The sequence below is a fragment of the Streptomyces sp. NBC_00076 genome, from assembly GCF_045041235.1.
Lineage (GTDB): Bacteria > Actinomycetota > Actinomycetes > Streptomycetales > Streptomycetaceae > Streptomyces.
In genome coordinates this window covers 2,238,366-2,257,762 of the sequence record NZ_CP108242.1, presented here as the reverse complement: position 1 = coordinate 2,257,762, position 19,397 = coordinate 2,238,366, and the positions used below count along the sequence as shown (strand labels likewise).

At 71.6% G+C, this 19,397-nt stretch carries 15 protein-coding genes; 4 read left to right on the top strand and 11 right to left on the bottom strand.

All coding sequences use genetic code 11. From position 1 onward, the window contains the following. Positions 1–20: 20 nt before the first annotated feature. The 5 genes from OHA64_RS10330 to OHA64_RS10310 form a co-directional block, all read right to left on the bottom strand. Positions 21–3,836 (bottom strand): lipopolysaccharide biosynthesis protein, encoded by a 3,816-nt coding sequence (locus tag OHA64_RS10330; RefSeq protein ID WP_405611251.1) that lies wholly within the window; start codon positions 3,834–3,836, stop codon positions 21–23. Then, on the bottom strand, positions 3,829–4,629 hold the full coding sequence (locus OHA64_RS10325; RefSeq protein ID WP_405611248.1) for a polysaccharide deacetylase family protein: 801 nt from the start codon (positions 4,627–4,629) through the stop codon (positions 3,829–3,831). The genes OHA64_RS10330 and OHA64_RS10325 overlap by 8 nt, the downstream gene beginning before the upstream one ends. Next, on the bottom strand, positions 4,622–5,632 hold the full coding sequence (locus tag OHA64_RS10320) for a glycosyltransferase (RefSeq protein WP_405611245.1): 1,011 nt from the start codon (positions 5,630–5,632) through the stop codon (positions 4,622–4,624). The genes OHA64_RS10325 and OHA64_RS10320 overlap by 8 nt, the downstream gene beginning before the upstream one ends. Continuing rightward, complete coding sequence (locus OHA64_RS10315; RefSeq protein WP_405611242.1) at positions 5,629–6,450, bottom strand: glycosyltransferase family 2 protein; 822 nt, start codon at positions 6,448–6,450, stop codon at positions 5,629–5,631. The genes OHA64_RS10320 and OHA64_RS10315 overlap by 4 nt, the downstream gene beginning before the upstream one ends. Before the next feature lie 342 nt (positions 6,451–6,792). Then, positions 6,793–7,227, bottom strand: coding sequence for a hypothetical protein (locus OHA64_RS10310; protein WP_405611239.1), 435 nt, complete (start codon positions 7,225–7,227; stop codon positions 6,793–6,795). A gap of 239 nt (positions 7,228–7,466) precedes the next feature. Here OHA64_RS10310 and OHA64_RS10305 point away from each other — a divergent pair, with 239 nt between their 5' ends. Further along, entirely contained in the window at positions 7,467–8,273 is an 807-nt protein-coding gene (locus OHA64_RS10305; RefSeq protein WP_405611236.1) for an SGNH/GDSL hydrolase family protein, read from the top strand. Positions 8,274–8,296: 23 nt separating this feature from the next. Here OHA64_RS10305 and OHA64_RS10300 read toward each other — a convergent pair whose 3' ends face one another. The 4 genes from OHA64_RS10300 to OHA64_RS10285 all read right to left on the bottom strand — a co-directional run bounded on the left by OHA64_RS10300 (position 8,297) and on the right by OHA64_RS10285 (position 15,265). Further along, the gene (locus tag OHA64_RS10300) at positions 8,297–9,916 is read right to left on the bottom strand and encodes a protein kinase domain-containing protein (RefSeq protein WP_405611233.1); all 1,620 of its coding nucleotides are present in this window, start codon (positions 9,914–9,916) and stop codon (positions 8,297–8,299) included. A gap of 45 nt (positions 9,917–9,961) precedes the next feature. Further along, a complete protein-coding gene (locus OHA64_RS10295) occupies positions 9,962–11,749 on the bottom strand; it encodes a sulfite exporter TauE/SafE family protein (RefSeq protein ID WP_405611230.1) in 1,788 nt (595 codons plus the stop codon). Next, positions 11,746–13,578: a tetratricopeptide repeat protein gene (locus OHA64_RS10290; RefSeq protein ID WP_405611227.1), complete on the bottom strand. Its 1,833-nt coding sequence runs from the start codon at positions 13,576–13,578 to the stop codon at positions 11,746–11,748. The genes OHA64_RS10295 and OHA64_RS10290 overlap by 4 nt, the downstream gene beginning before the upstream one ends. 151 nt (positions 13,579–13,729) lie before the next feature. Further along, positions 13,730–15,265: a DUF4331 domain-containing protein gene (locus OHA64_RS10285; RefSeq protein ID WP_405611224.1), complete on the bottom strand. Its 1,536-nt coding sequence runs from the start codon at positions 15,263–15,265 to the stop codon at positions 13,730–13,732. 229 nt (positions 15,266–15,494) lie between these two features. Here OHA64_RS10285 and OHA64_RS10280 point away from each other — a divergent pair, with 229 nt between their 5' ends. From OHA64_RS10280 to OHA64_RS10270, 3 genes are all read left to right on the top strand, one after another. Further along, the gene (locus OHA64_RS10280) at positions 15,495–16,037 is read left to right on the top strand and encodes a sigma-70 family RNA polymerase sigma factor (RefSeq protein WP_405611221.1); all 543 of its coding nucleotides are present in this window, start codon (positions 15,495–15,497) and stop codon (positions 16,035–16,037) included. Next, entirely contained in the window at positions 16,034–16,873 is an 840-nt protein-coding gene (locus OHA64_RS10275) for an anti-sigma factor domain-containing protein (protein WP_405611218.1), read from the top strand. The genes OHA64_RS10280 and OHA64_RS10275 overlap by 4 nt, the downstream gene beginning before the upstream one ends. A 126-nt stretch (positions 16,874–16,999) precedes the next feature. Then, a complete protein-coding gene (locus tag OHA64_RS10270) occupies positions 17,000–17,269 on the top strand; it encodes a hypothetical protein (RefSeq protein WP_405611215.1) in 270 nt (89 codons plus the stop codon). Between the two features lie 333 nt (positions 17,270–17,602). Here the strand turns inward: OHA64_RS10270 and OHA64_RS10265 are convergent, their stop codons facing one another. Then, a complete protein-coding gene (locus OHA64_RS10265) occupies positions 17,603–18,385 on the bottom strand; it encodes an ABC transporter permease (protein WP_405611212.1) in 783 nt (260 codons plus the stop codon). Beyond that, positions 18,382–19,341 carry an ATP-binding cassette domain-containing protein gene (locus OHA64_RS10260; protein ID WP_405611209.1) on the bottom strand — a complete coding sequence of 320 codons (960 nt, stop codon included), beginning with the start codon at positions 19,339–19,341 and terminating at the stop codon, positions 18,382–18,384. The genes OHA64_RS10265 and OHA64_RS10260 overlap by 4 nt, the downstream gene beginning before the upstream one ends. Positions 19,342–19,397 lie beyond the last annotated feature (56 nt).

The following is a 19,397-nucleotide window of genomic DNA, read 5'->3' as shown; positions in this document are numbered from 1 at the left end:
TACTCCACCGACGACGACTCCTACTTCATCGTCAGGAACCGCTGGACCAGCGCGGCGAACAGCACCGCCAGCAACGGCAGCGAGAACCAGAAGCTGCTCTGCAGCCACCGCAGTTGCCGCACGCTCGGCCGCACCGCGACCCGGACGACCTCCCGTGCCGTCAGCAGCACGATCAGCGCGAGCGCCGCGAGCGCCCCGACGACCGACCACGGCGTCCACGTCACCTGCGGCCCGATCGGGCCCGGGGCCGCGGCCGGGACCTTGCCCTCGGGCTGCTTGCGCAGCGTGTACATCGTCACGTCGTCGTTGACGAGGACCTTCCTCAGCTCCGGCCGCGCGTCCAGGTGCTTGACCAGCCGAGGTTCCCAGCTGTCCGAATAGCCCACGTCCAGCTGGAGATAGACGACCTGACTGCGGTTGATCATCAGATACGAGTTCGGGCCCGCGTCCTTCAACGCCTTGACCAGACCCGACACCAGCACCGGGTCGGGCGGTGCCAGCGTCGGCACGTACTGGACCTTCTCCATGTCCCTGGTGCCCCACGGCATCGCCGGCGTCACGTTGTTCACCGTGTCGTTGCTCAGCCACAGCAGCCGTACCGTCGGATCGTCATGGGCGTACACGTAGTCCATGGCCGTGACCTCGCCGGGCCGGATCCGTTCGAACGGCTCGTTGCCCCAACGCGCCACCAGGAAACCGCCCATGAGGATCAGTCCCGCCATCAGCGCGGCCAGCGGGGCGAGGCTCACCCGGTCCTTGTCGCGTTCTTCGACGGTGACGCCGGTGCGCGGGAACAGGGCGAGTGCGGCGAGCAGGGCCGAGCCGGGCAGGGCGAACATGAAGACGCGCAGCGCCATCTCACCGCCGTACGACTGCATGCCGAAGCCCAGGAACGGTACGAAGGTGAGGACCAGCAGCGACCGTTCGCGGTAGCGGTGCCAGCGTCGGCGCCACCAGCCCCAGCAGGCGAAGGCCATCACACCGCCGGCCAGCAGCACCCGCACGTACAGCACGAGCTTGTGCGTCGAACTGCCGCCCTGGATCCGGCCGGACACCGAGGACGACACATTGCTGCCGACCCCGCCGACCCCGCCGAACAGTTCGTCGAAGTGCCCGGACCAGTACGGCTCGGCCATGAAGCCCACCCAGGCGGCCACCAGCACCCCGAACAGGATGGGCAGGCCCCGCAGTTCGCTGCGGCCGACCAGGACGAGCACCGCCAGCACGCCCAGCATCACGAACGGGGTGAGCTGGTGGGCCGGGACGCTCGCCGCGAACAGGCCGATCACGATCACCAGCAGCACGGCCCGCTGACGCCGGTCCGTCGGCTCGACCTCGATCTCGCCGGGCCGCCGCTTCGCCCAGATCATGCCCGGTGCCCGGAACCACACGAGCAGGATCGCCACGAACACGAGGTACAGGAGATACGTGAAGCCCTGCGGGGAGAAGTAGTCCTGCCCCACCCAGCCGCTGAGCACGAAGATCCAGATGCCGGTCCACTTGGCGCGCCAGCTCGCCCGCATCGAGCGCACCAGCAGGAACATCGGGGCCAGGTAGAGGAGTTGGATGGCGGTCGGCCACCAGCGGATGACCTCGGTGAGGTCGCCGACCCCGCAGGCCTTGGCCACGAACGCGGCCACCGCGAAGAATCCCGGCCAGCTCCAGCGCGCGTCCAGGTCGGGCACGGCCGACCCGGTCCGGTCGATGTAGTCGATGAACCCGAGGTGCTGCCAGGCCGTCGCGAACCGCGGTTCCGTCTCGATCACGGCGGGCAGCGCGTGCAGGGAGACGACGGTGGCCAGCAGCGTCAGCAGCAGCAGCGCCCGGTGCTCGCGCCCGAGCCACAGCAGCGACGCGAACACCACGACCAGCAGCGCCGCTCCGGCCAGGGTGGGCAGGGGCAGCACGGAGATCAACCCGAGCCCGCCCATCTCGTCCAGGTCGGCCTCGCCGAGCCGCAGCGCGGGCACCCAGTAGAGGAGCAGCGCGGCGGTCAGCAGACAGCCCAGGATCACCCCGACGCGGGTGGGCCCCCCACGCGCGGGCGCCGGTGCCGCTTCGCCGGTGACTGCCTTCGCGGGGACGGGCGGCTCTTCCCGTACGGCCGCCTCGGCGCCCCGCGCGATCTCCTCCCGGGGCTCGAACGGGGCGTCCACCTCGGCCTCCGCCGGACCCAGCGATGCCTCGGAGCCCGGCTCCCGCGCCTCGACGGGCAGCCCCAGCTCGGGCGCCCACGCCCAGGCCGGACGTCGGTCCTCAGGCTCCACGGGTGTGCCGGTGGGCGGTGTGCCGGGGCCCGGGCGGACGTCCGGCCGGCGTTCCAGGTGGTCGAAGTCGACGTGGACACCGAGGGCCAGGGTGTCCTGGTCGAGCGCCCAGCCGGGTCCGCGCCGGAGCGGCCCGGTCGGAGCGGGGACCTCGCGCGCCCCCAGGTCGGCGAGGTCCCCGTCCGGCGCCGCGTCCTCGGGCCGGTCGCCAGGCCCGCCCCGGACGGTCTTGTAGAGCTTGGGCGCGGCGATCGCCACGATCACCGCGAGCGAGGAGATCTCCGCGACGCCCGCGCCGATCAGGCCCATGCGGGGCAGCAGCAAAAGCGTCAGGCCGAGCACCAGAACGCACAACAGGCCCTGCATCCAGGCGAGTCCGGCGGTGCGGCTCTGCGCCCGCAGCACCGCGAAGTAGGTCTCCATGACGACCCGCAGCACCGCGCCGACCGCGAACCAGCGCAGCAGCCCGGTGGCCGCGTCCGCGTAGCCCGCGCCGAACACGCCGAGGATCCAGGGTGCCCCGACGAACAGGATCGCGGCCACCGGCAGCATGATCCGGGCCATCCGCCTGAGCGCGGCCCGGGTGTTGGAGGCCAGCCGGCGCGGGTCGTGGGAGCCCTCCACGGTCAGCGAGGCGCCCATGTTGATGGCGAGCAGATTGATCGTGCCGCCGATCGTGGTGGTGATGTAGAAGTACGCGTTGTCCTCGGAGCTGACCTGCGAGGCGATGATCACGGGGACCAGGTAGACCACGGCCAGCGAGAACAGCGAGCCGGTGTAGTCGCCCGCCAGGAACCGCCCGATCTCCTTCAGGGTCGGTGGCCGCGCGTGCTCGTCGGTGGCCTCGATGTGCCGGGGCGCCAGCCGCCGGAACACCAGCCAGCCCAGCGGCAGTACGGAGAAGGCGATCGCCGCGACCCACGAGGCGAACACGCCCGATGTCGGGAGGGCCACCGCGAACGCGGCCAGCAGCCCCAGTTTCACCGCGGAGAACACGGTGTTGCCGACCGGCACCCACAGCGCGTTGCGCAGCCCCGTCAGCACCCCGTCCTGCAATGTCAGCAGCGACCAGGCGACGACGGCCACCACGAAGCCGAGCCCGTTGAGGGGCCCGTGCAGGAAGCGGTACGACGGCCCCCACAGGTTCAGGGTGAGCAGGAAGACCAGCGCGGCCACCGCCACGATCACCGAACTGCCCGCGTACGTCCGGAAGATGAGCCGAGCGGTGGCCCGGCCCGCGACCGGGATGAAGCGGGCGAGCGCGCCGGTCAGGGTCACCGCGGTCAGACCCGCGAGCAGCTTCATCGCGGCGATCGCGGCGGAGCCCTGGCCGACCGCCGACTCGGAGTAGTAGCGGGCGGCGGCCAGCCAGAAGCCGAGGCCGAGCACCGCGGAGATGCCGGTGTTCAGCATCAGCGCGTAGGCGTTGCGGAACAGCTGACTGCCCCCCGGCGACCGGCCCAGGCCGGGCAGCCGGAGCCGGCGCCCCGACCGCTCGGGCGCCTTGGTCGCGGGCGAGGTGTCCTTGGGCGATGTGTCCTCGGGCGTGGTCGTGGTCGTGTCAGACACGGGAACGGATGGCCTTCCGGCGGACCTGGCGTGCTCTGCGGACCAGGGCGTACCCCTTGGTGAGGGCACGGTCCCGGGCGAAGTTCCGGGCGATCGCGCGGCCCTGGACGAGCCGTTCGAACTCCTCGATGCCGGTGCTGCGGCGCACGGTCACGCGTTGCAGGGCGTACGGCCCCTGCCGGCGGCGGGCGAGCCCGTTGCCGACGGCGAGCGCCTGACCGTACCCCGTCTCCCGCACCGCCTGCCGCACCCGGCGGCTGGAGTAGCCGTAGGGGTAGGCGAACGAGGCCGGGACCGTGCCGAGTTCGTCGGCGACGATCTCCTTGCACTGGATCAGCTCGTGGCGCAGCGTGGCGTCGTCGAGCTGGTCGAGCTGCGGGTGGGTGTGGCTGTGTCCGCCGATCTCCACGCGGGCCGCGGCCAGTTCGCGGATCTGGTCCCAGTCCAGCATGGTGTCGAGGCCGCCCCCGGTGTCGTACGCGCCCCGGATCCAGCCGGTGGAGACGAACAGGGTGGCCGCGAAGCCGTGTTTGGCGAGCACGGGCAGGGCGTGCCGGTGCACGCCCTCGTAGCCGTCGTCGAAGGTGATCAGGACGGGCCGTGCGGGCAGCGGGCGTCCGGAGCGCCAACGGGCGGCGAGACGGGCGGTGTCGACGGGGGTGAACCCCAGTTCGCCGAGCACGGCCAACTGCTCGGCGAAGGCCTCCGGGGCCACCGACAACTCCCGGGTGGCCTCGTTCGGTTCGGCCGCGATCGCGTGGTACATGAGGATCGGCACCGGCGTGTCAGCCATCCGCTTCCCCCTCGATCCCGCCGTCGATCCCGGCCACCGAGAAGGTGGTGGTGCCGCGGCGCGCCCGGACACTGCCCACCACATACCCGCCCGCCGCCGTCAGCACCCCGGCGACGATCGCGCCCGCGCGGCCCGCGCCGCCCGGACGGGCCAGCAGGGCGTCCCGCAGACCGCGCGCCACCCCGGCCGGCAGTACCCGCGTCGCGTACCGGCGCTCCGACTCAAGTCCCTTGTCTGTGCCCACACTTCGGGCCACCAGTGCTTTCGACAGACCCTCGGCGTATGCCCGCGTCCGGAAGTACCCGAAGTGCTCACGTGTCTCGGGCACCCGGTGGTGGATCACCGCACGGTCGTCGATCAGCAGGATCGCCTCCGGTCTCGCCCGGGTGAGCCGGATGCACAGTTCGGTCTCCTCGCAGCCCAGCGGCCGCTTGTCGCCGTCGCGTCCGATACCGGTGGCGAAGCCGCCCGCCGCGTCGAAGGCGCTGCGGCGAAAGGAGGCGTTGCCGCCCAGGACGTTGCGCACCCGCACCCGGCCCGGGGGAAGCCCCCGGTAGGTGCAGCCGACCACCCAGTCGAACTCCTCCGGGAACCAGGCCGGCCGGCGGCCCGACGCCCAGATCGGCACGGTACGGCCGCCGACGGCCAGCACCCGCGGATCGGCGTAACCGGCGGCGAAGTGCCGCAGCCAGTCCCGTTCGGCCACCGCGTCGTCGTCCAGGAACGCCACGACGTCGCCGTGCGCCGCGGCGATCCCGGTGTTGCGGCCGGCGGACAGACCGCGGGGGCCCGCGTTGGCGAGCACCCGCACCTCCCGGGTCTCCTGGGGCTCCTTGTACTCCTTGGCCAGCCGGTCCAGGAGCGCCGCGTTGTGGTCGACGACGAGGAGTGTTTCCAGCGCGGGGTGTGATTGCGCCCGCACCGAGGAGACCGCCGCGAGGATGTCCTCCCAGCGGTCCTCGGTGTAGACGCAGATCACCACGGAGATGTCGGGACCGCTCAAGACACCTCTCCCCGGACCGAGTCGAGCAGCGGGGAGTGCTGCGGCCGGCGGCGCAGGGCCCGCCGGTTGGAGCGCTCGCTCAGGATCACCCTGAGCACCCTGAGCCCGTCCCGCACGGCCCGCAGATTGCTGGTGCCGTGGATGCGGAGGTACTCGTGGCTCGGTATCTCCTGCACCTTGAGGCCGGCCTTCACCACCCGGATGTTCATCAGGGTCTCGACCTCGAAGCCGGTGCAGTCCAGCTCGATCTTGTCGAGGCAGTGCCGCCAGAACGCGTTGTAGCCGTAGCACAGATCCGTGTAGCGGGCGCCGAACTTGCGGTTGACCGCCGTGCACAGCGCCCAGTTGCCGAGCTTGCGGATGAAGGTCATGTCGTCGGTGCCGCCTCCGTTGGCGAACCGGGACCCCTTGGCGAAGTCCGCGCCCGAGACGAGGGCGGAGACATAGCTGACGATCTCGTTGCCGTCGGCCGAGCCGTCCGCGTCGACCATCACGATGATGTCGCCGGTGGCGGCCTGGAACCCGGTGGTCAGCGCGTCGCCCTTGCCCTTGCCGCGCTGTTCGACGACCTTGACGTCCGGCCACAGGGAGCGGGCCACTTCGACGGTGTCGTCGGTGGAGTTGCCGTCCACAAGGACCACTTCGTGTATCCAGGCCGGAAGGGTCTTGAAGACGTACGGGAGATTCTCCGCCTCGTTCATGGCGGGAATCACGACGCTCACCGGTGGCGTGATCGCCAGGTGAGAGGAGATCGGACGGTACTTACCGGCTGTTGACGGATCGTGGCCCGTACTGGCCGGGCGCAGAACTGAGCTCATGGGTCTGGTCCCTCTCGTCCGGTGGACCGCCCGCCCCTGGGCAGCCCGGTTCTTTGTCCGGTTCGAAAGGGGGGTTCTCACCCGAGGCATGCCGGAGGCGATCTCCGTGCGTGCCGGGTGAGCTGGCAAAAGCTGGCCGGCCCCGGAAAACGGCAGCCGGTCTCGCGGCACGGCCCGGTCACAAGTGCGTCACCGAGCACGGCACCCCCCTACCGCGCCCCGCGCCGGAATCCATCGCGGTCCTGAGCCCTCCCCTGGAGCCGCTTGATGATGGGCCGATGCGGGTGAGATGTACGACGGTATTGATGATTGAGCCTGTATGGCAAGACCTGGAACGAGGCCTCACGTTTTTGATGGTTTGACCGTTACGGATCCCTGGCCGTCGGTGAGTTGGGGCGCGCGCCCGCGCACGGTCCCGCGCATTCGCCGCACCACGGACGGCAGGAGCACGAGAGCGCTGAGGGCGGTCACGGCCACCAGCCCGCCCCGCACCGACCAGCGGTGCACGGCCAGCATGCCCTGGGCCACCAGCATGTTGACGACGACCGAGCCCGCGACCGCGGTCAGCAGACGACCGAACGGCTCCAGCCCGCGCAGCCCGGCGGCGATGGCGGCCGCGGGCGTGGCGAGCAGGAAGAACAGGGTGAACGGGCCGCGCAGCGGTGAGTCCGAGTCGGCGAACGCGAACAGCGCGCCGCATCCCGCTACGGCCGTCGCGGCGCCGGCGAGCAGCGGCGACAGATCTCTTGACGATGCCTTGACGCGTGTGGTCCGCATTGGCGACTTTGCCCCCCGAAGCGCCGGATGCCGGGCTTCAATGTCGCTCAGCCCCGCCGGGCCGTCAAGACGCGCACGTTCCCGGGGGCGCCTGAAGCAGGTCAGGAACGCTGGTTCAGGTCACGGCGAACAGGTCGGTCACTCGCGCAAACGACCGAAAAGACTTGGCATGGACACTTCCCGTCAACACGCGTAGTTGCTACGACAGTTATGGCAGAGATCCTGCTAAAGGAGGTTCCATGAGATGTTCCCGACTTGCCGTATTCGTCAGCTCTCTCCTCCTAGCCGTCGGCACCGCGCTCACCGGCGCGGCCACCGCCCAGGCGTCCCAACTCGCCGCAACCGGCGGCTATGTGGCGCTCGGTGACTCCTACTCCTCCGGGGTGGGCACGGGCAGCTACCTCTCCGCGAGCGGTGACTGCAAGCGCAGCGCGAAGGCGTATCCCTACCTCTGGGCCGCCGCCCATTCACCCTCGTCCTTCGACTTCACCGCTTGCTCGGGCGCCCGAACGAGTGATGTTCTGGCGAGTCAACTGACCCCGCTCAACTCCGCCACCGCCCTCGTCTCGATCAGCGTGGGCGGCAACGACGCCGGTTTCTCCGATGTCATGACGACCTGTGTGCTCCAGTCCGACAGTTCCTGCCTGTCCCGGATCGACACCGCGAGGGCGTACGTCGACTCGACGCTCCCCGGCAGGCTCGACAGCGTCTACTCGGCGATCCGCGCCAAGGCACCGTCCGCCCGCGTGGTCGTGCTCGGCTACCCCCGCTTCTACCAGCTCGGCGCCACCTGCGTCGGCCTCTCCGAGACCAAGCGGAAGGCCATCAACGACGCGGCCGACTACCTGGACACCGCGGTCGCCAAGAGGGCCGCGGACCACGGCTTCGCCTTCGGCGACGTCCGAGGCACCTTTACCGGCCACGAGCTCTGCTCCGGCAGCCCCTGGCTGAACAGCCTCAACCTGCTCAACATCGGCGAGTCGTACCACCCGAAGGCGGCCGGCCAGTCCGGTGGCTATCTGCCGGTGTTCAACGGCCTGGCCTGACCGTCAGGAAAGCGCGGGCGCCGTCACGGCGACTCCGAAGTGGAAGGGGAGGCCTCGTCCGACGGGGCCTCCGACTCACAGGTCACCGAGAACGGCACCGAGTTGGACGTCGTGTGCACGGGATCGCGGACCTCGACACTGATCTCGTTCTCGAAGCTGCCGTTGTCGTCGTTCGTCGTCACGAACGCCGTGTCCTGCTTGGTCCTGTCGCCGCCGTCCGGGAACGAGAGGGTCTTCCACCCCGCGTCCATGACGTCGCCGTCCCGCGACACCCAGCGGTAGCTGACCTCGGCAGGCAGCGTGCCCACCGTGAACGTCGCCGTGAAGGCGGGCGCGTCGTCCCGCGCCGGCGGGCAGGTGCCGGAGTACTCCGTGTGCGAACCGGCCAGGGAGACCTTCACCGACTGCGCCGGGGCAGCGGACGTGGACTCACGGCTTTCGCTGGGCGTGGGCTCGGGCTTTCCGGTGTCCTGCGGCGCGGTGTCGCTCACCGAGGGTGAAACCTGCGCGGAGGTCTCGTTCTTGGTCCCTCCGCCCTCGGTCTTGTCCCCGTCGTCACCGTTCAGCAGCGTGTACGTCAGTCCCGCGATCGCCAGCGCCAGGGCGGCGATGCCCGCCACCAGCACGACGGCCGCGCGGCGGTTGCGGCGCGGTCCGGTGGGTCCGCCGGGGGCGGTCGTGGGCGCCGTGGGGCCACCCGCCGGGGTGGGCTGCGTCCACTGGGACGGGTCCGGCGAGGTCGGCGGCGGCTGCTGTCGGGCGACGGTCGGCGGGTACGCGAACGAGGACTCCGGCCCGAAGTCCGCGCGCGGTGTGCCGCCCGCGCCGACGACCCGCAGGTCCTGCTCGGCCCGCTCGGCGGACAGCCGCTCGGCCGGGTCCTTGCGCAACAGTCCCTCGATCACCGGGGCCAGCGGACCGGCCCTCAGCGGCGGCGGCAACTCCTCGTCGACGATCGCCCGCAGGGTGCTGAGCGGGGTGTTCTGGCGGAACGGGGAGTGGCCCTCGACCGCCGCGTACAGCAGGACGCCCAGCGCCCACAGGTCGGACTCGGGGCCGGGCGTGCGGCCCAGCGCCCGCTCCGGCGCCAGGAACTCGGGCGAGCCGATGACCTCGCCGGTCATGGTCAGCGCGGAGCTGCCCTCGACCATGGCGATACCGAAGTCGGTCAGCACGACCCGGCCGTCGTTCGACATCAGCACGTTGGCCGGTTTCACGTCCCGGTGCAGCACCCCGGCCTCGTGCGCGGCCCGCAGCGCGGACAGCACCTCGGCGCCGATGTGCGCGGCCCGCTGCGGGGAGAGCGGACCCTCCGCCTCCAGGAGCTCGGCCAGGGAGATGCCCCGCACGATCTCCATGACGATCCAGGGACGGCCGTCCTGGGTGGCCACGTCGTACACCGTCACCACGTTGCGGTTGGCGACCCGGGCGGCCGCCCACGCCTCCCGCTCCAGCCGGGCGTACATCCGCTCGATCTCGGATCCCTGCAGCCCGGCGGGTGCCCGTACCTCCTTGACCGCGACCTCGCGGTGCAGCACCTCGTCGCGGGCACGCCACACGGTCCCCATGCCGCCCTCGCCGAGCGGCGACAGGAGACGGTAGCGGCCCGCGATCAGACGTTCACTGCCCGGTTCTTCGGACACGGGCGTCCCCCATTCGCATCCGCGAGATTTCTCCACAAAAGTAGCTCAGCCGAGTGCGGATGCGGCCCCCTTGAGCACCAATCCGGCCCCAATGGCCACGACCACGAGCGCGGATCCCAGGGGCGCGGTCCTGCGTACCAGGGCCAGGAGCGGACTGGCCGTCCACCGCGGACGCCGGTCCAGCACCCGGGTGACACCGGTACCCAGTTTGACGACGGCGAAGCCGGCCGCGGTCAGCGTGAGGGCCAGCCCGACGCCGTAGGCGACGACGAGCAGGAGCCCGAACCAGGCCTGCCCGAGCGCCGCGGCGCCCACCAGCACCACGACCGCGGACGGGCTGGGCACGAGCCCGCCGGCGAAGCCGAGGAGGATCGTGCCGCGCAGGGTGGGTGCGGTGGCGTGGGTGTGGGTGAACCCGCCGTGCGAGTGCGTGAGGGAGTGGCTCTGGTCGTGGTCGTGGTCGTGGTCGTGGTCGTGCGTATGCGTATGCGTATGGGGGTGGGGGTGGTCGTGCGCGGGGGTCGTGGAGGGGGCGGGGGAGGTGGTGGCGGGGGCCGCTGAGGTGGTGTGGCTGTGTGCGGCGGCCAGGACCAGCGGGCGCTCGTGCGCGTCGGCTGTCTCGTGCGGGTGGCTGTGGTCGTGCGGGTGGTCGTGCCCGTGATCGTGGCCGTGACCGTGACCGTGACCGTGACCGTGACCGTGCCCCGGCCCGTGGTCGTGCCCGTGGCGGTCGTCGTGCGAGTGACCGTGCCCGTGGTCGTGACCCTGCGTGTGCCCGCGCGCGTGGGCCCGGTTGTGCCAGGCCCGTCGTGCGAGGGTGAGCCCCGCGGCCGTCACCATCGCGCCGCTGGCGATGCCCAGCCAGGCGATCACCGAGGGCGCCGCCGCCGAGCCGGCCGTCACCAGGAGGCCGAGGGTGACCACGCCCAGGGTGTGGGTGACGGTCACCGAGGCGGCCAGCGGGAGGACGTCCTTCATCCGGGCCTTGCCGCCCCGGGCGGCCGCCACCGCGGCCATCAGTGTCTTGCCGTGGCCCGGCGCGAGCGCGTGCATCGCGCCCAGGACGACGGCGATCAGGATCGCCAGCGCGGCGAAGCCGAAGGTGAGGTCGTTGCGGGCTACCAGGGAGTCCAGGGCCCGCGTCCAGCGGTCGGCGCCACGCGGGAGGACGGAGGCGGCGGGAGCGTCCCCGCCCGTCTCGGTCAGGGCCGGGCCGCCGGGGCGGACCCGGAGCGACGCGGTCGTGGTGTCGGCGGGGGAGGAGAGCAACTCCGCCGGGTACTTGGTCAGTTCGCCCGACAGCGACTTCTCCGGTACGTCCGAGTCGGTGAGGGTCATACGGTCGCCGCGCGCGGTGATCTCCCGCCAGCCGGGACCGGCGGAGGTGGCCACGCTGTGGAAGCCGAGGGTCACGCTGTCGTTCTCGGGCAGCGGGGCGGTCAGCCGGCACTCCACGCGGAGGGTGTCGAGCCCGGCCTGCCCGGGACGCACCCGCACCTTGCTGCCGCGCGCGGTGAGCGTGACCGCACGGCCGTCGACGGTGACCTCGCTGTCCCGGGCGGCCGTCGCACACCGCTGCCGGGCCCACTCGGTGGTGCCGAGCTTCTTCAGGTCCGGCTTGGCCTGGGTGGCCGGGATCTCGGCGAGGTCCTCGACGTGCCGGACGCGCAGTTCGCCGGGGGCGGCGACGAGTCCGTCGTAGTGGTTGACGGTGAAGTTGCCGAGGGGGTGGGCGCTCGCCGCCCCCGACGGGACCAGCACGAACGCGCAGGCGGCCGTGAGCACGGCCGCACCGGAGGCGACGAGGCGACGGGTCGCGGACCGGCGGCTCACCGGGCGGCCTCCAGTGCCTTGAGCGCCTTACGGGCCTCGCGGGCGCCCAGCGGCGAGAAGCCGGGGTTCAGCTCCAGCGCCGCCGTCAGATGGGTGCGCGCTTCCTTCTCGTGGCCCGTGGCCCGCTCGATCATCCCGCGGTGGTAGCGGAACGCGGCGTTGCGGTAGCCGGTGGCGGTGGCCCGGCGGGCGTACGGCAGGGCCTCCTCGTCACGGCCGTTGACGTGCAGGGCCCAGGCGAGAGCGTCCGCCGTGTGCACGGTGTGGCGGCGGGACCACTCGGCGCGGGCCGCGCGCAGCGCCTCGGCCTTGTCGCCGTGGTCTGCGGCGGCGAGCGCGGTGTCGAGGTCGGCGTTGACCTTGTTGGCGCGGGCGAGTGCCGTCCAGGCGTCGACGAGGGCGTACTGGTCGTGTGCCTTCGCACGGTCGCCGTCGGCGTCCCGGTCCTCGTACAGCTCGCCGAGTTCGACCAGCGGGCCGGGCAGCGGGTAGCGGGCGACCACGGCCTCCATGTTCCGCAGCGCCGCGGCCTTGTCGCCGTCGGCGGCCTGGGCGCGGGCACGGCCCTCCAGGGCCGGGAGGTAGCTCTCGTCGGCGGCGAGGGCGCGCGCGTAGTGGTTCAGGGCCGCCTTGTAGTCGCCCTGGTTCCAGGCGAGTTGACCGAGGGAGGTGGACACGTACGCCACGTCTCCCGGGGCGGTGGCGGTGGCGAGCGCCTGCTCCAGCACCCGCCTCGCGGTCCGCACGTCACCGCGCAGCTCGTGCACGTACGCGTACCGCGTGAAGACGGGGACGCCCGGCCGCCGGGTGTCGGCGGTGTCGGCCGCCTTCGACGCGTCGTCGTAGCGGCCGAGTTCGACGAGCGCGTCGATACGGGAGGACAGCGCGCGTTCGCTGTAGGGGTTCTGCTCCAGGGCCCGGTCGGCGTACGTCAGCGCGTCCTCGAAGTCGTGGCGGGCGGCGGCGAGGGCCGCTCGGCCGGCCAGGGCCTGGTCGTTGTCCGGCTCCAGGTCCAGCGAGTGCTTCAGGGCGCGCTCGGCCTGCGGGTAGCGCGAGGGGTCGCCCTTGGTCCTGGCCTGCTCGACGTAGGCGAGCCCCAGGGTGGCCCAGCCGCTGAAGTCCCGTGGCTGGGCGCGGAGATGGGCCTGGAGAGCGGTGATGCTCGTGTCGATGTCACCGCTGGTGAGCAACTGCGGTGACAGCGCGGCGGACGCGGGTGCCACCGCCGTGCCCCCGCCGTCCCGAGCGGCCCCGACCACGATGGATCCGGCGGTGAGCGCCACCGCCAACAGGGCGGCACACCCGGCGAGTTGGGCAACCCGCCAACGCCGTCCGGCAGCCGAGACCCGCCGCACGGCGACGACCCGCGGATCCCCGCCCGACCCCTCACCGACCCCAGCGGGCTCCTTGCCCGGGGTACCGGTATCGGTGCCGTCGCCCTGCCCCACGCCGGTTTCCTCGCGGGAGGGTACGGGGCCCGCGACCGAGCCGGCTTCGGCTCCGGCCGTTGCGGACGGCCCGTCGGGGTGTGCCCCCGCGGCTTCCGGCGCGCTGGCCGTCTCGGCCTCAGCCTCGACGGGCTGCGGCTGCGGCGCGGAGTCTGCCTCAGCCGCGGCGGGGCGCGGCGCCGAGTCCGTCTCCGTCCCGGCGGGGCGCGGAGTGGTGGCCGGCTCCGGGCCGGAGGCCGGCGTCTTCGCTTCGGTGGCCTCCGGCGTGCTCGGTGTCTCTGCCCCGGCGGGTGAACCCGTGCCGTGCTCGCGCTCCGGTGCGGCGGGTGGCGGTGCCATGTGGCCGCTGGCCGGTGCGCTGTCGTTCGTACGCCGGGGCATGCCCTCTCCTTGGTCGACGGGTCGACGGGTCGACTGACTGTTCAACCTGGTTGCCGTGCAGCGGCGCGGCCCGCGCCGTGGGGGATGGGTACGAGCGGACCGCGCCAGTCGATGGGACGGGCTCCCGGCCGGTGCGGCCGGGAGGGCCGTCCTAGTACGCCCGGTCCCGCATCCGGCGCCACCACATCAGGGCCCCGCCGATCAGCAGGATGCCGAGCGCGCCCGCGCCCGCCGAGCCCGCGATCAGGGTCATGTTGTCGGAGGAGCTGCCCGAGCCGGCCGGCTGAAGGGCGTCGCCGAGCTGGCTGCGGACGTCGGTCCCGTCGGTCGTGCCCTTGGCGAGCGGGCCACGCGAGCCCTCCGTCGGCAGCGCGACGTACGGGAAGGCCTTCTCGAAGTCCTTGTCGTTCTTGTCGACCGCGTCACCGAGGTCGTTCTTAGCGCCGAGCAGTTCACCCTCGACGACCTGGAGCGAGGCGTCGATCACGTCGTCGGTCAGCCGGCGCCCGTTCGGGAAGCCCGCGGTGTCGCCGTCGAGCACGCCGAGCCGCTTGGGCTTGGCGGCCGGCTTGATGGAGGTGTTGAGCCGCAGCTGCTCCGACGGCGTCACGTACGGCGGCTGGTTGAGGTCCTTGACCCCCTTGAGGAACACGTCGACCAGGTCGTTGCGCGGCTCGTCGGGCGCCGGGATCTTGTAGATCCCCTCGATGAGCTTGGGCAGCTCCGGGTTGGTGACGTTCTTGAGGAACTGCGCGTCGTCCCGCGGCGCGGACGCGTTGAACTTGTCCTTGTCCTTCAGCGGGTTGACGACCTCGTTCACCAGCGGCATGCCGAGGCGCGAGACCTGCGAGTAGTAGCCCTTGGCGTTCTCGCGCTGCGTCGTCGACCAGATGCCGACGATCGGCTGTTCGTGCGACTCGGCGAGGAAGCTGTTGGGGACCTGCAGGGCGATGGAGTTGACGTTGTAGCCCTTGAGCGTGTCGTTGCCGACCTCGGACAGGTTCCCGCCGTACAGCAGGTCGAAGACCCTGAGGTCCAGGAAGAACGGGTCGTCGGCCTGCCCGGCGAACGTCTGGGCGCCGCCGGCGAGCTTGTGGATCGCCTGCTTGCGCAGGGTGTTGTAGTCCGGCATCGACGCCTTGCCGACGTTCGACGGCGCCACCGGCACGTCGTTGGCGATCTTGGTCTTCGACACCGCCTTCAGGTGCTTCAGCTTGATCAGCTCGAGGTCGTAGGTCTGCGTGATGTTGAGGTCGGGGTCGTCGAGGCTCTCGACCGGACCCGTGTTGTACAGGAACGTCTTGTCGTTCTTCGTGTGCGTCTTGAACGTGTACCGGAACAGCAGGTCTTCCTGCGCGTCACCGTCGCTGTCGATGCGCAGGTCGTACTCGGCGTCCTCGGCGAACGTGAAGAAGTTGGGCCCGCCGGCCGGATCCTCCATCGGGATCCAGTTCGCGACGATGGTCGTCGTGTCCGGCTTGTCCGGACTGACGAACGCGTACACGTCGGTGTTGTCGTACTGGGGCTGCCCCGAGATCAGCGGGGCCTCCCGGTGGCTGGAGGCGGAGGCCGCCCCCGGTTCCAGCGTGGCCACGCCGGCGGCTGCGAGCCCCCCGGCGGCCAGCGCTCCGCATATGAGGGTCGCAAGGCTCCGGTGTCGCGCGCCGGTCCTGGAGTTTGGTGTCATGCCGTCCGTCCTCAGTGCCAACTTGCCTGACGAACGCGATTCGGAGCGGTCGGCAGGGTGGATTGGTCGAATCCCAAACGTTCTTACGGAGCGGCTGAATACTTGTTTCATCGACGGCCACCCGCGTTTTCGGCCCGCCGATCCGTAACCCCTGCCGGAGGTGGGTTGGTTGCGAATGCCTCGTGGGACGAGACGACCCAGGTGCGGCCTGGCTGGAGGGGGAGACGAGTTGGAGGCGGACGAGCTGCTGGTGCTGGTGGCCGGCGGCGACCAGAGGGCCTTCGAGGAGTTGTACGGGCTGGTGTCCGGACCGGTGTTCGGCCTTGTGCGGAGGGTGGTACGGGATCCCGCGCAGTCGGAGGAGGTGGCGCAGGAGGTGCTGCTGGAACTCTGGCGTACCGCGTCGCGGTTCGATCCCGGGCGCGGCAGCGCCCTGTCCTGGGTCCTCACCCTCGCCCACCGCCGGGCCGTCGACCGGGTGCGCAGCGCCCGGGCGGCCGGCGAACGAGAGCAGCGCGAGGCCCGCCGCTCCCACCACCCCGCCTTCGACCAGGTCACCGAGGAGGTCGAGGCCGGACTCGAACGGGAGTGGGTGCGACGCTGTCTGGACGGACTCACCGCCCTGCAGCGCCAGTCGGTCACACTCGCCTATTACGAGGGCTATACGTACCGTGAAGTGGCCGAGCGGCTCTCCCTGCCCCTTGGCACGGTCAAGACCCGGATGCGCGACGGACTCACCCGGCTGCGCGAGTGCCTGGGAGGTGCCGCATGAGTCTGAGTGACCGTCTGTTCCGCCGCGGGGATCTCCATTCCCTCGCCGCCCCGTACGCCCTCGACGCCCTGGAACCCGCCGAGCGGGTCCGCTTCGAGAAGCACCTCAAGAACTGCGCCCGCTGCGCCGCCGAGGTCCGCACCCTGTCCGAGGACGCCGTCCGGCTCGCCTGGTCGACGGCCGCACCGCCGCCCGCCGCGCTGCGCGACCGGGTACTGGCCGCCGTACGCACGACTCCGCAGGAACCCGCCCCCCGGCAGGAACACGCCCGGCAGGACGCGGGACGGGCGCGGTCGACCCAGTTGCCGCCGCATGTGTGGGGCACGCAGCCACCGCCGTCACGCTCCCGTGCGCCGCGCCCGCGCCCCCTGTTCGTGCCGTTCGCCACGGCGACGGCGGCAGCGGCCCTCGTGGTGGCGTCCCTGTTCGCCGTCCAGGCCAACCAGACACGGGACACGCTGAACGCCGAGCGGGCCCAGTCACGTGAGATCGCCCACGTTCTCGGGGCTCCCGACGCCCGGTCGAGCATCGGGCGGGACACTCAGGGTGGAAATATCGGAGTGATCGCCTCCGTATCAGAGGGGCGCGCGGTGGTGACCCTGAGCGGCTACGGCGATCCGCCGAGTGACCGCGTACGCCAACTGTGGCTCATGCGCCCCGACGCGCAACCGCGCTCCCTCGGACTCTTCGCCGACGACACGCCCTTGGTCACGTCCGGGCTGGACAAGTCGGCGACGTCACTCGCTGTGACCGTCGAGCCGGATGGGGGCTCGGAGCAGCCCACCACCCAGCCAGTTGTCCAACTCGCCCTGAAATCGGTGGGATTTGGAGATTGACCGAGAAGGAGTCGTCAACGCCCTTGTGGGGAAGGTGAATCCTGTGACCGCGATACACGAGTGCCCCGAGGGAGCGATAGGGTTACTCTGCCCGGGCCGGGTGGACTCGTACGGGTGGGGAGTGACATGGAACAGATAACAGTGCGCAGCAGGGCGAGGGTCCCTGCGATCACGTGCGGGAGCAGCGCGACCAGTTCGCGTCTCGACCGCCATCTCTCGGTGCTGGGCGGCCCCGCCGTTCCGCAGGTCGAGACGGCCGAGGCGACCTCGCTGATGCGCGAGCTGACCGCACGTGAGCCCGCACAGAACCGAAGTGCGAGGGGAGCGCGAGTGCGCCGCGTCTCGCTCTTCGCGCCACTGCGACGGCTGCGCCGCTCGCTGTTCGGCGGGCGCTGAGCGACCCGACACCGGCGTTCCTCGGGGCCGTCCCGAGGAGCCCCCGCTCGGGCCGCCACGCCGTCCCGGCGCGACGCCGCGCTCCAGCCGTCCGTCATTCCCACGGCACGCGGCGCCGCACCGGTCGTGGTTTCCGGGCGCGGGGCAAGACCCCCGTCCATCCCCCGCGCCCACCACGCGCCCCCACCCGCGCCGCCCGCACGCCTCCACCCGGCGTGTCCAACGGCTTCGCCCGGTGCGGGCGTGGATCGGGTACGGGCGTGGATCGGGCCTACCGGCGCCGCGGCAGGCAGCGCCGGCCGCGGCGCGACGCCCGGCACGTACGGCAATGCTTCATCGCTCGCCGTTCGCGTACCGGTGCACGGCAGCCGGCGCGAACACCGCCAGGAGCACCGCGCACCAGACCAGTGACCCGGCGACCGGATGGGCCACCGGCCAGGCCGCACCCTGAGGCACCGGCGCGTTTCCGAACAGGTCCCGCAGGGCCGTCGACATCGCGCTGATCGGATTCCACTCGGCGACCACGCGCAGCCAGCCCGGCAGGCCCTCGGTCGGGATGTACGCGTTCGACAGCAGCGGCAGCAGGAAGGTCGCGCCGCCCAGCTGGCCCGCGGCCTCCTCGTTCCGGGTGAGCAGGCCCAGGAAGATCCCGATCCACGTGGTCGCGAACCGGAACAGCAGCAACAGGCCGAAGGCGCCCACCGCTTCGAACGTGCTCCCCTCGATCCGCCAGCCCAGCGCGAGCCCCACCAGCAGGAAGGGCACCGTGCCGGCCGCCGTGACCACCAGATCCGCGCCTGCCTGGCCGAGCGGTACCGCGGCCCGGCTCATCGGCATCGTGCGGAAGCGGTCCATCACGCCCCGGTGGGTGTCCTGGGCCGCCTGGAACATCCCGGTCATGATCCCGTTCGCGGCGGTCGCCACCAGCAGGCCCGGCACCAGGAACGAGCGGTACTCCCCGCCCGGCATCGCCAGCGCGCTGCCGAAGACGTAACCGAAGAACAGCAGCATGGTGACCGGCATGGTCTGGGTCAGGACGATCAGGCCCGGGTTGTTCCGCGTCCGCCGCAGCTGGCGGCCGAGCATCGCGGTTCCGTCGTACGCCAGCGTGCTCATGCGGCGGTCTCCTTCTGGTCCAGGACGGTCTCCGTGGTGAGCCGGAGGAACACGTCGTCGAGGGTCGGCGGGCGCAGGCTCGCGTCCAGCAGCGGCACGCCGGCCGAGTCCAGTTCACGCACCAGCCGGGGGAGTGTGAGCGTCGAGTCCCGGGTGACCGCGCTGACGGCCTTCCGCTCGTGGTCGAACGACGGCTGCGCGCCGGTGAGCTGGTCGAGGACGCCCGCCGCCGTCGCCATGACGTCCACGTCCGTGACGACCACCTCGACATGCGCCCCGATGAGCGCCTTCAGTTCGGCCGGCGAACCCGTGTGTGCCACCCGGCCCCGGTCCACCAGCGCGATGTCGTCGGCGAGTTGGTCGGCTTCCTCCAGGTACTGCGTGGTCAGCAGTACGGTCGTGCCGTCCGCGGTGAGGTCGCGTACGGCGGCCCAGATCAGGTTCCGGCTCGCCGGGTCGAGGCCGGTCGTCGGCTCGTCCAGGAACAGCACCTCGGGGCGGCGGATCAGGCTCGCCGCCAGGTCCAGACGGCGGCGCATCCCGCCCGAGTAGGTGGACGCGGGCCGGTCGGCGGCCTCGGTCAGTCCGAAGCGGTCGAGCAGGTCACCGGCCCGCTCGGCCGGCCCGCGCACCCGGTGCAGCCGGGCGAACAGGTGGAGGTTCTGGCGGCCGGTGAGGTCCCCGTCGACCGACGCGTACTGCCCGGTGACGCCGATCCTCGTCCGTACCGCCGCCGCCTCCCGGACGAGGTCGTGTCCGGCGATCCGCGCGGAACCGGCGTCCGGTCGCAGCAGGGTGGTGAGCAGTCGGACGGCCGTGGTCTTGCCCGCCCCGTTCGGTCCGAGGATTCCGCAGACCGTGCCGGTCGCCACCGCGAGGTCCAGGCCGCGGAGTGCGTGGACAGCACCGAAACGCTTCTCCAGGCCTTCACTAAGTACAGCGTACGTAGAAGTCATGCCTCGACCATAGCGCACTACGTACGCTGTACGTAACTACGATGGTGGACGAGGTG

Coding starts and splice junctions, on each gene's coding strand:
- OHA64_RS10325 (WP_405611248.1), bottom strand. CDS start 4,629: ATGGCTGACACGCCGGTGCCGATCCTCATGTACCACGCGATCGCGGCC.
- OHA64_RS10315 (WP_405611242.1), bottom strand. CDS start 6,450: ATGAGCTCAGTTCTGCGCCCGGCCAGTACGGGCCACGATCCGTCAACA.
- OHA64_RS10310 (WP_405611239.1), bottom strand. CDS start 7,227: ATGCGGACCACACGCGTCAAGGCATCGTCAAGAGATCTGTCGCCGCTG.
- OHA64_RS10305 (WP_405611236.1), top strand. CDS start 7,467: ATGAGATGTTCCCGACTTGCCGTATTCGTCAGCTCTCTCCTCCTAGCC.
- OHA64_RS10290 (WP_405611227.1), bottom strand. CDS start 13,578: ATGCCCCGGCGTACGAACGACAGCGCACCGGCCAGCGGCCACATGGCA.
- OHA64_RS10285 (WP_405611224.1), bottom strand. CDS start 15,265: ATGACACCAAACTCCAGGACCGGCGCGCGACACCGGAGCCTTGCGACC.
- OHA64_RS10275 (WP_405611218.1), top strand. CDS start 16,034: ATGAGTCTGAGTGACCGTCTGTTCCGCCGCGGGGATCTCCATTCCCTC.
- OHA64_RS10270 (WP_405611215.1), top strand. CDS start 17,000: ATGGAACAGATAACAGTGCGCAGCAGGGCGAGGGTCCCTGCGATCACG.
- OHA64_RS10265 (WP_405611212.1), bottom strand. CDS start 18,385: ATGAGCACGCTGGCGTACGACGGAACCGCGATGCTCGGCCGCCAGCTG.
- OHA64_RS10260 (WP_405611209.1), bottom strand. CDS start 19,341: ATGACTTCTACGTACGCTGTACTTAGTGAAGGCCTGGAGAAGCGTTTC.